The organism is Coleofasciculus sp. C1-SOL-03, assembly GCF_040220555.1.
Lineage (GTDB): Bacteria > Cyanobacteriota > Cyanobacteriia > Cyanobacteriales > Coleofasciculaceae > Coleofasciculus.
In genome coordinates, this window is the sequence record NZ_JAVJUO010000141.1 from 13821 (window position 1) to 27692 (window position 13872).

Annotated in this window: 12 protein-coding genes; 6 read left to right on the forward strand and 6 right to left on the reverse strand. The window is 47.2% G+C overall.

The window, feature by feature from the left end; all coding sequences use genetic code 11:
• Window positions 1-42 precede the first annotated feature (42 nt).
• The 3 genes from RIE73_RS22465 to RIE73_RS22475 form a co-directional block, all read right to left on the reverse strand.
• Window positions 43-2253, reverse strand: a complete 2211-nt coding sequence (locus RIE73_RS22465) for a caspase family protein (protein WP_446403307.1) — start codon at window positions 2251-2253, stop codon at window positions 43-45.
• 594 nt (window positions 2254-2847) lie between these two features.
• Window positions 2848-3708 (reverse strand): EamA family transporter, encoded by an 861-nt coding sequence (locus RIE73_RS22470; protein ID WP_446403308.1) that lies wholly within the window; start codon window positions 3706-3708, stop codon window positions 2848-2850.
• Between the two features lie 146 nt (window positions 3709-3854).
• A complete protein-coding gene (locus RIE73_RS22475) occupies window positions 3855-4013 on the reverse strand; it encodes a hypothetical protein (protein ID WP_446403309.1) in 159 nt (52 codons plus the stop codon).
• Between the two features lie 156 nt (window positions 4014-4169).
• Between RIE73_RS22475 and RIE73_RS22480 the strand changes: the two genes are divergently transcribed.
• Entirely contained in the window at window positions 4170-5279 is a 1110-nt protein-coding gene (locus RIE73_RS22480) for a TRAP transporter substrate-binding protein (RefSeq protein WP_446403310.1), read from the forward strand.
• Window positions 5280-5477: 198 nt separating this feature from the next.
• A complete protein-coding gene (locus RIE73_RS22485) occupies window positions 5478-5981 on the forward strand; it encodes a DUF3172 domain-containing protein (RefSeq protein WP_006098983.1) in 504 nt (167 codons plus the stop codon).
• 157 nt (window positions 5982-6138) lie between these two features.
• Here RIE73_RS22485 and RIE73_RS22490 read toward each other — a convergent pair whose 3' ends face one another.
• From RIE73_RS22490 to RIE73_RS22500, 3 genes are all read right to left on the reverse strand, one after another.
• Window positions 6139-8454, reverse strand: a complete 2316-nt coding sequence (locus tag RIE73_RS22490; protein ID WP_446403311.1) for a heavy metal translocating P-type ATPase — start codon at window positions 8452-8454, stop codon at window positions 6139-6141.
• Window positions 8455-8789: 335 nt separating this feature from the next.
• Entirely contained in the window at window positions 8790-9794 is a 1005-nt protein-coding gene (locus tag RIE73_RS22495; protein ID WP_446403312.1) for a pentapeptide repeat-containing protein, read from the reverse strand.
• Between the two features lie 361 nt (window positions 9795-10155).
• On the reverse strand, window positions 10156-10905 hold the full coding sequence (locus RIE73_RS22500) for a DUF561 domain-containing protein (RefSeq protein ID WP_446403313.1): 750 nt from the start codon (window positions 10903-10905) through the stop codon (window positions 10156-10158).
• Between the two features lie 200 nt (window positions 10906-11105).
• Here RIE73_RS22500 and RIE73_RS22505 point away from each other — a divergent pair, with 200 nt between their 5' ends.
• From RIE73_RS22505 to RIE73_RS22520, 4 genes are all read left to right on the forward strand, one after another.
• Window positions 11106-12197, forward strand: a complete 1092-nt coding sequence (locus RIE73_RS22505; RefSeq protein ID WP_446403314.1) for a protein kinase domain-containing protein — start codon at window positions 11106-11108, stop codon at window positions 12195-12197.
• A 3-nt stretch (window positions 12198-12200) separates the two neighbouring features.
• Window positions 12201-12632, forward strand: a complete 432-nt coding sequence (locus RIE73_RS22510; RefSeq protein WP_446403315.1) for an acyl-CoA thioesterase — start codon at window positions 12201-12203, stop codon at window positions 12630-12632.
• Window positions 12601-12912: a hypothetical protein gene (locus tag RIE73_RS22515; RefSeq protein WP_446403316.1), complete on the forward strand. Its 312-nt coding sequence runs from the start codon at window positions 12601-12603 to the stop codon at window positions 12910-12912. The genes RIE73_RS22510 and RIE73_RS22515 overlap by 32 nt, the downstream gene beginning before the upstream one ends.
• Window positions 12913-13669: 757 nt before the next feature.
• On the forward strand, window positions 13670-13858 hold the full coding sequence (locus tag RIE73_RS22520; RefSeq protein ID WP_446403317.1) for a hypothetical protein: 189 nt from the start codon (window positions 13670-13672) through the stop codon (window positions 13856-13858).
• Window positions 13859-13872 lie beyond the last annotated feature (14 nt).

A 13872-nucleotide genomic window follows, 5' to 3' on the forward strand; every position in this document is an offset into this window, starting at 1 on the left:
GTCAGGCTTTGGAGACATTCCGCCGGAACGTCTCTACCGATGTTAATCCTCGTCATCGTCATAAACGAAATCGGGCGGCGGTGGAATATCGGGAACCAGTTCAATCGTCATTCCCTGTTCAAACATGCAGGAATCTATATCCTCTTCGTCTAAGATTACCTCCCGATGCGCCCAAGCTAGACCTTGATCGGGAAGTTTTATTTCTATCCAGCCGCCTTTGGTTTGTTTGCCTGTGATCGGGACTTGTTCTCTAGTTAAATAGGTAATCACATTATCGCGAAATGATGCTGGATCAGAACGGACATTTCCGGTGACAATGACTGAACAAGTGGCAGGTTCTGGCGATGGTGTCGGTTCAGGAGAGGGAGAAGGAGATGGGGAGGGACTGGATTTTGCCGCTGTGGGAGAAGTAGTTGGTGATGAGACAACGGTATCCGTTGCATCGGTTGACGGTTGGATGGAGGCACGATTAAATAAACTAATCAGTAGAGCTAATGTAGCTAAACCGCCACCAATTCCTGCCCAAAGAAGGAGTTTGTTGGACGATTTGGAAGCAACGGGTTCAGGATTTAAGAAATTGCTGAGAGTTGATGATACTTGGACGCCAGCAGTCGGTTCGGTTTCGGGTTCCTCTGGCGTTTGCATATACCATTCGGGGATAGAATTGGGTTTTAAGCAGACTCTTTCCGGTTGATTGCCATTGGATGAGGTTGATTCTTGGGTTTGTTCAGGATTAATCGAGTCAAAGGTGGATGAGGGCGCGATCGCATTCTCGTCTTGTGGTGATGAAACCTCTGGCGGTGTGGAGGCGGAGGCGGGTGGTGCGGTGGGATCAATGGGTTTATCTTCTAGTTGGGGTGATACCTCCATCGGTGTGAATGACGGGATAGGGGGTGCTGAGGAATCAACGGGTTGATTGGCTGAGACACTATCCTCGGCTTCAGGTGACACTTCCCCAGGTGCAGAGGCTGACGGGGGTGCTGTGGGTTCAACGGATTGAGTCGGTGGGACGTTATCCTTGGATTGGGGTAACATCTCTGTCGGTGTGGAGGCGTCGGTGGTTTCTTTTTGATCCCGAATGAGTGAAACCGAACGCCGACTTAGAGAGTCTCGAATGTCTGTTCCGCCGCGTCTTTCCATATCCGGATCACTGTCGAGATTCGGTTGGGACCTCAAGCGGGATTGCTTTTGGGATAGGATTATTTGTTCGGTGTCTTTAATATCTTGATCTTTCAATCCTAAAGACTGTTGCAAATCTTTTAAGAGTTTACGAGACTTGGGGTTGAGGGAATTATCGGCTCGGAAAACTTCCCGAAACGCTTGTTTATATCGCTGTAATTTTTCCTGATACTCGCGATAGGGAGTTAAAACTTGGGCTTCTATCGCCGCACAATCGGCTGGAGTGAGATGTAGACTTTGGGCTAATGTATCCAAAGCCGAACGACCCCCAACAGAAATTTCACCCCCTCTGATCCAGCGCTGTGCTTCTTTACGATACTTCAAGGTGAGGCGATTTAGGGGGACTTGACTCAGGGCGATCGCTTGGTAAGGTTCGCTAGCATATAATCTAGGTTTTAAAGCGGGAGCCACGATTTTAAGCTGCTGAGAAACATAGTCATGAAGTTCCTTGACACAAATCCAATCATCATGATTGCGATCAGCGAGTCCCGTGGCGAGTCCTTCGATTAAGTAACGAGTGTAATCCGAGGGTTGAGATTGCTCGGATTGGTTGAAATAGGGTATGGAACTAAAACAACTCAGAAGCGCCCACTTCTCACCCGTCATTTGTTGTTTTAACCCAACCTGATTATAGTCGTTTGCCGTTATTTCCCAATCCCAAATATTGCTACAGTAACCGTCGATAATCACAATATTCTGCGGACAGGGACTGTGGCGAAGTATATCCTGGATTAAACCAGCTGGAACAACGGTTGCCTTGACTAATTCTTTGAGAGAATTGTCATCAGTCATGCGAGTGGCGGTGATGCCAGTTCCTAAATAGACGGTATCATTATAATCTTGGATACATTGACCTGAGAAAAACAACAACACGACATCTTCCTCGTCACGCTTACTCAATAGCGTTTCGATGGCTTCCCGCATCACGGGCGGATTCGGATTAAGAAGTGTTTCTATCTCATCAAAAGAATACTGCAAAACACGTTGCATCGCTTCAACAGCGTTAACGGCTCCGGGTACGGGGTGAAAACCATAGCCGTACTCACTTACCCCAATCAGCAATGCTATTTTCACAACTGGTGATTCCCTAGACTGCTACAACGTTTTGTGCTGCCTAATTTACTACCATCAAGATTTTTTCAGGCAATTGGTGACCCTAGGTTTAGAGTCACAGGTTCCACTAAGCGGTTGTACATTTTATCTGCTATAGTTATGGGTTTTGTCCGTGATGGCGGAATCAACTGACCCTTTCCTCATACTGCAAACAGCCAGGATGTCAAGGCAGATATTTAAATGTGTGTTAGCTTAGACCCTTGATGGTTGTCGTTGAGTACACCCTTTTTAAACCTTTGCTTCTGTGATATCTGGATAGACAGGCAGGTATCTACCGAAAGGTTTATTTTTTTGTCTATTTACAAACCTATACATTGATCGTAAACTAAATTTTTATTTGTGGCTACCATCGCTTTTTTTCTTGTGATTAGAGTTTGTGACAATTTGATAGCCAAGATACTATCCCCCTAAAGTGTTGAGCCAATGGTTATTGATTTTCAGGGGTTTACCCGATATCCAGGAATGGGGTATCTTATTTGAACGTCATAAAATTCACCCGATTGGAACTCTACGGCGACAAAAAAAATCCCAGATTATGTCTCTATTATTTTTTAGTCAGAGTGTAATTAACACAACCCCAAAAATCATGATTGCTGCACCAATTGACCGTTCTTTTAAGCCTTTCTCTTGAAAAATTAAATGCCCCAAGAGTACACTGAGTAAGGCGCTCATACGCTTAACCGAAATGACATGAGCCACCAGCGTCATGTCAATCGCCTGCATTTGGAAGAGGACAGCCGTACCGTGACAGAGTCCAATCGGTATCAAGGAGATAAAATTTTGGCGGATTTGGGTTAAGCGATCATCAGCCTTATACAACATGATTGGTGTCATCGCCGTAGCAATAAACGAATAATTCGCGATCGCCCAAAAAGTTGGTGAGGAATTTTGCACCCCAACTTTGTCAACGTTAGAGGTGATACTCCAAATAAACGCCACCAGGATCATTAGTTTCGGTCCCTTTTCCCGGAACAGAGATCTGAACGGTGCCAAGTAACCCTGCGCTTTTTCCTTCAAGTTTAAAATATAAGACCCTGCGACAATCAAGACCATACCGATGGCATCCATGATTGTCGGATATTCTTGGACAATCAGCGGAGAGGTGACTAATAGAAACAGGGGGGTAAACGTAATTAAAGGAACTGTAATCGATAAATCGGACACCTGTATCGCCTTAATATATAAAATCATCGAAATCACATTGAGACTGCCGCCAACCAGTAAGGCGAGTCCAAACCGATTCCCCAGTTCCGGGAGGTTAATGAAAAATAAAATGGGCAGCAATAAGGGAAGCGTGAAGACAATTAACGACCACGAGACAATATAAACATTAATGGTTTTTAAACCATGTTTACTGGTGACATCCTTGAGCGATTCAAAAACAGCGGTTAGGGTAGCAAATATAAACCAAGTCATGGGCAATTGGAATTTATTGAATAACTACAATCTAGGAAACTCATCATTTTTTGATGTATAACTTATGACTGATCAATCAGGACGGGTTTTAGTGATCCGTTATCGGTCACCAGCCAGGGCGGGTTTTGTTTTTCAGTGATCAGTGATCAGCAAGCTTTAGTGGCTAAACCCGCCCCTACAGTGGCTAAACCCGCCCCTACAGTAGCTAAACCCGCCCCTACAGTAGCTAAACCCGCCCCTACAGTAGCTAAACCCGCCCCTACAGTAGCTAAACCCGCTCCGACAATTGACTGGAGACGTGCCATGGCACGTTTCTACAGAGGGCAGGTTATACTTTTATACTCAAAGGGAAACTTCCTCTGGTAGAATCAGGGCTTGCAGAGAAAAAGTATCCCAGATTACCACAATCCCAAGGGCAAGCTGGGACAGTCAGTCATCAACTTGGTGCAACGGGCAAACTCATGAAACGTAGAAAATTTGTCGGGAATGCTGTCATTGGTGCAACAGGCACCGCCGCCTTAGCGGGGTGTCGCCCAACCGCCACTAATTCAGTGGCGCAAAGCGGTAGCCAACCCCGAATTCGATGGCGCATGGCAACGAGTTGGCCCCAATCGTTGGATACTATTTTTGGCGGCGCAGAAACCATGAGCCAGCGTGTCAGTGAAATGACCAATGGACGGTTCACGATTAAGCCCTTTGCTGCTGGTGAAATTGTACCCGGATTGCAGGTGCTAGATGCGGTACAAACTGGAACTGTACAATGTGGTCACACCGCTAGCTATTATTACATCGGCAAAAACCCAGCTTTGGCATTTGGCACAACTGTTCCCTTTGGTTTAGACGCCCAACAACAGAATGCCTGGTTATACCATGGCGGTGGTTTAGAGGCGATGCACAAGCTTTATAGTGACTTCGGCGTGATTAACTTTCCGGCGGGGAATACGGGAACTCAGATGGGCGGCTGGTTTAAGCAAGAAGTTAACTCGGTGGCGGAACTCCAGGGTTTGACCATGCGGATTCCTGGGTTAGGGGGTGACGTGATGTCCCGGTTAGGGGTTAATGCACAAGTGTTACCCGGTGGCGAGATTTACCTAGCACTAGAACGGGGGGCAATTGACGCGGCTGAATGGGTGGGTCCTTATGATGACGAGAAACTGGGCTTGCATCAAGCGGCTCAACTCTATTACTATCCCGGTTGGTGGGAACCAGGAGCAACCTTAGAAGTGCAAGTGAATAAGGGAGAGTGGGATAAATTGCCCAAAGAGTATCAGGAAGTCTTCAAAACGGCAGCCATGGACGCCAACCTAAATATGCTGGCACGGTATGATGCCTTAAATCAACAAGCCCTGGGAAAACTGCTGGAGGCTGGGGTGAAGCTGACGCCCTATTCTCAAGAGATTATGCAAGCGGCTCAAAAAGCATCCTTTGAGATATATGAGGAGAATGCGGCTCAAGATAGTACGTTTAAAGAGGTTTACGAGCAGTGGAAGGGCTTTCGCGAACAGATTTACCAATGGCATCAGGTGAATCAACTCAGTTTCTCTAACTTTGTGATGGCGAGTCAGGGATGAGGGCGTTTTGAGGATGGGCGTAGGGACACGACATGTCGTGGGGAGCATTGTATTGTGCATACTAGAAGAAGGAGGCTGAGATGTTCATACCCGGTAAAATATACTTAGTCACTGTATAGTGTTTTAAAACTGACCGTCTGATATTCTAAATCCCTCTAATCCCTCCCTGGCAATTTTAGCAACGTTGATTTAACTCCTATGAGACGCCGAACGAACCCTATCGCTTCTATCCTGAACGCCACCACCCTAGCCATTCTCGGCGGGATTTTTATCCTGGGAATTGGCGTTGGTATCGCCTTTAGTTCCACCGCCAGTCCCAATCTGGAAAATGTAGCATCCCGGGAAGCTATTGACCGCAGTGCGCCGAATCCGGAATTATGTATCCAGTACGGTGCCAGCGCGATGGTCACCGATATGCGGGTTTTTGTGACCCTCAACCCCTTTAACGTTTATGTCACCCAGCCGAGTATGCGCCCCGGATGTGTTTTGCGCCGGAACAACTGGGCAATTTTAGAGAAACGGAATCTGGTTACTTCGGATCAAGTGAAATCCTGTAAAAATCGGATGAATACCTTTGGCTTCACCGGTCCATTGGAAGGTAATCCAGAAATTGAATGTATCTATCAGAATGAGGTCGAGGATAACTTATTCCTTACCAAACCCGGAGGAGGCAGTTCACCCTCTGAAACCGATAAGTTTTAACTAATCCTGCCTACCTGATAGGGTGTAGAGACGTTGCATGCAACGTCTCTACATTTGCTGTGTAGGGGCGGGTTTTACGCCTATCGTTGCTGAAGCAGCAATCATCAGGACATAACCATTAAAGCCTTGGCACTAAAGTGCCTACTACAAACAATGACTAATCCCGATGCATTAACGGTCGTAGCGCATTTAACCCAGCCACGATCGCACTTCCATTATGCACCCCTGTGGCAACCAAGGGATGAAGTCCCACCGTTGACGCCAATCCCAACGCCGCCACATTAGGCGTAACCGCTAAGGCGGTATTCTGCTGCACAATTGCCAAAGTTTGCTTGCCGATCGCGATCGCATCCAGTAAACTGGCTAAGTCATTCTCCATCAACACCACATCCGCTGTTTCCCGTGCCACCGCTGAACCATCACCAAAGGAAATCGACACATCAGCATACGCTAACGCCACGGAATCATTTAACCCATCCCCGGTAAACGCCACTGTTTTCCCCTGTTCTTTTAACCGATGCACCACCTCGGCTTTAGTTTGGGGGAAGGCTTCGGCGTGAACCTGCGACAAGGGAATCTCTAACTCCTGCGCCACAGCGACGGCTTTAGTTTGGCTATCCCCGGTTAACAGATGAATCTCCATGCCATACTCATGCTGCAACTGATGAATCACCCGGCGGCTTTCTCCTCGCAAGGGATCTTTATATTGAATCACCCCTTGGAATTCATCCTCACACGCCACATAAATTAAGGATGAATCCGCAGAAATCGGACAATCGTGCTGACATTCCGATGATTCACCACAACAGGGATGCTGATCATAAAAACAATCTACATCAATTCCAGCTTGTCGCAAAAAGCGATCGCTGCCGACTAATACTCTCTCACCGTCAATTTCCGCCCGCACGCCTAATCCCACTTCATAATGCCACTCGCCACGAGGTAAGATATCAATACCCTGTTCCTCCACGTAACGCATCACCGCTTCCGCCACGGGATGAGTCAACCGTTGTTCTGCTGCTGCTGCAAGTTCTAAGATACGGTGTGCCGACAAGCGATTGGTTACGGTTTCCACCGCCACAACTTGAATATTCCCCTGGGTTAACGTTCCCGTCTTATCGAAAACAATCGTATCCACTTGAGCCAGTTGTTCCAAAGCTCGTCCTGAACGGACTAAAATACCATGGCGCGTAGCATGGGTGAGGGCGGCGAGAAAGGTGGTGGGAATCGAGACGCGCATCCCGGTAACAAAGTCCAGGGTGAGGATAGAGGCTGCCCTAGCCGGATTCCGAGTAATTGCCCAAACCCCACTGGCGAGGAGAAACGCGGGCATAATTGACCGTTCTGCCAATTGCGCCGCATAATTTTCCATACGGGTATCATGAACGGGGGCTTGCTGGGCTAACTGAATACTCGCACCCGCGCAGGTATCTGCCCCAACCCGTTCCACTTTGATATATAATTCCCCTGATCGCACTAATGTGGATGCATAGACGGTTTGTCCCGCTTCTCGTACCACAGGCATGGATTCCCCGGTGAGTTTCTGTTGATCAATCGTGGCATTTCCCCGCAACACCACGCCATCGATGGGAATTTGTTCGCCCGGATAAACGATTACAGTATCCCCAAGTTTTACCTCAGTCAGAGGAACCTGCTGTTTTTCCCCATTACACTGCACCCAAGCATATTGTCCGATAGAATCGAGTAAATCCGTGGCTTGAGCCTGAGACGAACGAGCCGTGCGATCGCGGATAATGTCTCCTAATTCGTGCAGTGTCATCATCAGGGCGGGTGTCAGCCAGTTTCCCTGAATTGAGGATAGCGTAATTGCCACCAAATCCAAGCTATCAATCGTGAGGCGCTGTTCCCCCAGCAAACTTTTGATGGCACGTTTCGCCACAGGTAACCCCGCCACAGCGACAGAACCCGCCACCAGCGATTGAGGAATAGGCAGGCGCAACGGACCGGCTAACAGGGCGAGGAGAGTAGCCAGGGCGGGACGTTTCAATTCAGACCATTCACTGTCCTCCGTCGTCTCCTCTGGACTCTCATCAACCGGGGAAATCTGATCCTGTTCCTGGTCTAGAGTACCACTCTTAAGTTCGCCTAACCCGTTATCCTGACCTTCTTGAATCAACCTCAGCAGCACCCGATGCATCTGAACATCAGATAGCTGCTGATTGTCATAGCCAATCACCATAGACGCGGCGGCGCGACGAATACGCACCATTGTCACCCCATCCTGAGACGCCATCAATGCTTCTAGCCTCTGGGCATAATCCGCATCATCCACCAACCGAGGCACGCGAAATCGCACCCGTCCGGGAATCGAATGCACTACGCGACAAGGGTTTCTCCCAGACACAGCCTTCTTGCCTGACGGCTTTGCCCTATTGAAATTATTGGAGTTATCATAACTTGTGTAATTGGCGTAGCTTGCGATCGCGTCCCATCGGGTGTCCAGATTTACCATACTCATGCCTCAGCACTGTTGATTGGTTGTTAGGCATTTCTACTATAAAACGTTAAGGACGGTTAATTCAGAGTTGGCAATTTTTATTCACAAATTATTAAGATATTAGTTGATAATTCAACAATTTTTATGAAAGTTTAGATGCTTTTTGTTGATTTTGTAGTAAAATAAGAGGATATCTATAGTATAAGTTATTGCGAATTATTTCTATTTGTTATCTATTGGCTGTAGGGGCAGGTTTGATCGAGCAGGGTTTGACTCAAACCGATAACGTGACTAAACCCGCCCTTCTAGCGAAGTTGAAGGAAAAGAAATTAAGTTGTTAACCCCAACGGTTAACTGGCTTCACAACCTGTATTCGAGGTAGAACCATCTGGCATCGTCACCCCACATAAATTCGATTTTCTCAACTCAGCATCACTTAAATCAGCACCATTGAGATTAGCGCCACTCATGTTAATATCCACAAGACGAGCGGAGTTCAAATTCGCCTCACTCAAATTTGCATTCACTAGGAACGCCTTAAGTAGATTTGCATTACTGAGGTTCGCTCCCGTGAGATTTGCATTCTCCAAGTTAGCCATTTCTAAGTCACTATTGCTCAAGTTTGCGTTGATGAGCTTAGTATTAACTAAAAGAGCATAACTCAGATTTGCTCCGGTTAGATTGACATTAAGTAGGTTAGCATCGACTAAAAAAGCATGAACCAAATCTGCCCCAGTTAAATTAGCATTGACTAAGTTTACATCCATCAAATTGGTATGATGGGTGTAGACCCAGTTCCCATCTTTATAGGTATCACTACCCAGTTTAGCTTCTGTCAGATTGGCGTCTTCCAGATTTGCTCCCATTAACCAAACACCTTTCAAAGAAGCATAACTAAGATCTGCATTTTTAAGATTAGCCAAGGTGAGGAAAGTCCGACTTTTTCTCCGCGCATCCAAATTGGCTTTTCTGAGATTAGCATTTTCTAGAGTTGCCCGTTCGAGATTACTCCCTTTCAAATTAGCTTCACTCAAATCAGCATCGTTCAAATTAACTCTTGCCATATTAACATCGACCAAACGAGTAGAATGCAAATTAGCACCCTGAAGATTCGCATTCACCAAGTAAGCTTTCGTTAAATCTGCATTGCTGAAGTTCGCGCCAGCGAGATTTGATCCGGCTAAATTAGCACCCCGAAGTTCTGCACCACTGAGATTCGCACCACTCAAGTCACATTCAATACATTCTTGGGTTTCTAAGAATTCCTTGAGGTGTTCAGGGTTTTCTGCTTGAGCTGGAAAGCTTAAACACAGGGGAGTCAGCCAGATAGCAATGGTCAACAGGTTTAGTTTCATCGCAGGATAGATGTATTTAGTCCACCCATCCGTACTTCTCAACTCATTGTGCTTATGCAGTTTGGTTATCTAATTTTATTGTGATAACAATTAATGATGGAAATGCCTATCCAGTCAAGTATTCCTAGAAACCTGAAGTCCTTCTGGTTGACGGCGTTGCCTCGCCAGAAAGAGCGCTTGCTCCTTACCCTATCTCCTCTTATGGGCTTTTGTGTTCCTTACCGATTTACCCCATACCCCACACCCCATACCCCATACCCTGCCTACCTTTGACTTAGTTTGTCACCCCTTCAGGATAAAGAGGGTAACCATTAACCCCTCCCTAACCCTCCCCTTGTCAAGGGGAGGGAACTCGAATGACTTAAACGCCCACTCGTGTCAGGTTAACCGTTGCCAAGGCTTCCACCAAACTGCGGACAGCCGCAACCATCGCCACTTCGTTGTCTAACTGATTCACCGCTGAACCCACGCCAACGCCAGCCGCGCCTGCGGCAATTGCCATGGGTACAGTGACACTGGATAAGCCAGAAGCACAGAGTACAGGTACAGATACGGCGCGAGAAATTTCCGATGCAGCGGCTAACGTGGGAGCCGCTTTTTCAATCAAGCCCAAGGTTCCCGCCGAACGAGGTTGACTGCTGGTACCGCCTTCGGTTTGGATAATATCTGCCCCAGCTTGCACCAGTTTTTCTGCCAGTTCCACTTGCTGATCTAATGTCAGAATATGCGGAACAGTAACAGATAGGGTAATATCAGGCAAGCGCGATCGCGTCTGTTGGGTTAAGGCTAAAACCTCTGCTGCCTCAAACCGCCGCCCTTGGGCGTAGAAGCTATCGAAATTCCCGATTTCAATCAAATCAGCCCCGGCTTCCACCGCACTGACAAATCTCTGGGGTTCTACGGCTGAAACACAAATCGGCAGATTTGTCAACCCTTTAACCAGGCGAATTAAATGAGGATCAGCGGCGATATCAACAAACGTCGCCCCACCCCGATCCGCCGCCTTAACGGTAGCACTCACCCGCTGGGAGTCAAAGTTATTCAAGCCACTAATCACTTTGAGGACTTGGCGGTATTCAAAAGCTTTTTGTAGTTTTGGATGCATAGTCATCGTTACACGTCTGCTCTATATCTTAACGATCTGCGGTTTATTTGGAGAGAAGTGAATCGCCCCAGTCGCCTACATTTATTCATGAATAGGAAATATCTATTGTGCCACTTATCGGGGCGTCGTGTAAATTTGAAGAAAGATCAGATCTTTGCCTAAACTAAGAGAAGGCTGGAGAGCTTGTACCATCTGATTCGAGAAAAATGAATTTTGCGCCGGGAAACCTGTCTTCCTTCCACTCGGAAATTTTACAGCAAACCCAACTTGGTCAGCTTTGCGGTCAAAATCAACTCTTTTGCGATCGCTATGAGATCTTGCGAATGTTGGGTCGCGGTGGGTTTGGCGTCACCTTTCTCGCCAAGGATGCTGAGTTACCGGGTCAACCCCTGTGCGTGATTAAGCAACTTTGTCCCAAAGTTGATGACCCGAAAGCCTTGGAGAATGCTAGCCAGCGGTTTGAACGAGAGGCAACAATTCTCGGCAAACTGGGTAGTCACTCCCAGATCCCCATGTTACTTGATTACTTTGAGACTGGGGGAGAATTTTTTCTGGTTCAGGAATACGTGCGGGGTTCCACCTTAGCGCGGCTAGTTAGGCGCAGTGGTCGTTTCTCTGAGGTAGCCGCCAGACAGTTTTTGGGGGAAATGCTACCCCTACTGGACTATATTCACCGCAATAAGGTGATTCACCGAGATATCAAGCCGCAAAACATTATCCGTTGTGAAGATGATGGTCGGCTGGTGTTGATTGACTTCGGCGCGGTTAAGGACAAGTTGGTGCAAGCCCTCGACAGTAGCATGAAACTCGCCTCCACTCATTTTATCGGCACCGTCGGATTCGCCCCACCGGAACAGTTTTCGCTGCGCCCGGTATTTGCCAGTGATATCTACGCCCTAGGGATGACCTGTCTATACTTGTTAACCGGAAAAGCGCCTCTGGATTTGGACAGCGATCGCCAAACGGGTGCCTTATACTGGGAACGCTTGGTGCATATTAGTCAGCCATTTACACAAGTGCTGCGGAAAATGACCCATGTATCGCTGACGAATCGCTATCATTCGGTTCAGCCGATTCTGCAAGACCTTAAGTTTAAATCCTCTTATGATGATCTGGCGCAGTATTTAGTTAAGCAACCCCAGCCGAAAACGAACACCTCAGTCGATCAAGATGGGAGTAATCGCCAGGATTATCGAACTCCAGCCGCCAAAAAAGCGATTGCGATTCGGGACTGGAAACAACGACGAGACAAAAAGCGACGGCGTCCGAGTCAACCGCCATTGGGGAATTCTAATTGATACATGTCCTTTACCTATAACCGCACCGTTCGCTTTCACGATACCGATGCTGCTGGCGTCGTTTACTTTGCCAATGTTTTGGTGATGTGTCACGAAGCCTATGAAGACTCTCTCGCCCAGACGGGTATTAATCTGAAGACATTTTTGAGTAACGCGGCTGTGGCTGTGCCAATTATCCACAGTAGTATAGATTTTTTCCAGCCCCTGTTTTGTGGGGACAAGTTGCTGATTAATGGGACACCTCAACGGTTAAGCGATAGCAAGTTTGAAATTACCTATCGGGTTGTCGATGCTGCTTCACCGCAACGACACCTGACAACCGCCTTAACTCGCCATGTTTGTATTGACACGAACACTCGCACTAAAATTCCCTTGCCAGAGGCGATGGGGGATTGGCTAGATCATGTCCGGTGGAATACTGACACTATCGGTTGAGACAAGGCAGAGGGCAGAGGGCAGAGGGCAGAGGGCAGAGGGCAGAGGGCAGAGGGCAGAGGGCAGAAGGCAGAAGGCAGAAGGCAGAAGGCAGAGGGCAGAAGGCAGAAGGCAGAAGGCAGAAGGCAGAGGGCAGAGGGCAGAGGGCAGAGGGCAGAGGGCAGAAGGCAGAAGGCAGAAGGCAGAAGGCAGAGGGCAGAAGGCAGAGGGCAGAAGGCAGAGGGCAGAAGGCAGAAGGGTTCCAAGGGAAGGAGGAAGGTTGCAAGGTACAAGGGAATAATAACTGTTGGGACGGACATGATATGATGACTTCGCCCTGAAAACAGTGCCAATTGCCAAACTGTACCAGTCCAGATGTCGCCAACGTTACAGATTGGGTGAGATGGATGGGTTATTGAATAGTCAATCAAAAGAGTTACCTATTATTCTCCCGAAACAAAACTATATTTTTCTACTGTTGAAGTATCGACAGCAGGAGATTTAGTTATGGAATCTGTTCTGATTGTGACGCTTTTGGGTATTATATTCATACTGGAAGTTTTAACCAGAAATGATCATGTTTAACCTGAACTTGACAGGCGATTAGGACAAAGCCCAACGCTGAAACCTTGACCAGTCAATCTTTTACCTTGGAGCATTCTGCCTTTTGCTATAACTCTCCTGCCTGAGTCGCTTAAGCGATCGGCAAATTCCCCCTAATCTTTATTAAATCTTTACTTTTTGAAGAGAGTTATGTGGATCTACGTGCAATTGCTGATCGGGTAACAGCAAAATTTTCAGTATCTTCACGGACGCTATTTAGGAGGGGTTCTGGTTTATGATTTTAATTGATATCTAGTTTTATTTCGGTGGTTTTTCATCACCAATTCATAGCAGAGTTTTCCACTAGGGCAGCGCGGCAGAAATAACTAACCAGTTAACAAGCTTCTTAAAAGCAGCTACATTATGTTCCTTATAGTCTTCTGCCATCTGCCTGCGGACTTCTGCCTTCTTGTACTAGAGTCTTGTCAGTGCTTGAGTAAGGTTATTTCAGGGCAATGTTTAACATAAAATTTACTTGTAACTTAACTGCCACAGCATTAATTTTGGCACTCCTGAGTTTTAGCTTAACCGCCGTACAGGAGAGTTCAGCGCGATCAGTCAAACAACAGCGATTTGCTCAAATTGAGAGTGGGATTAAATTAGTTGGCGTGGTTCGGGCGAAACAATGGCGTTATCAAAAGTAAGTTATCGGTGCGGG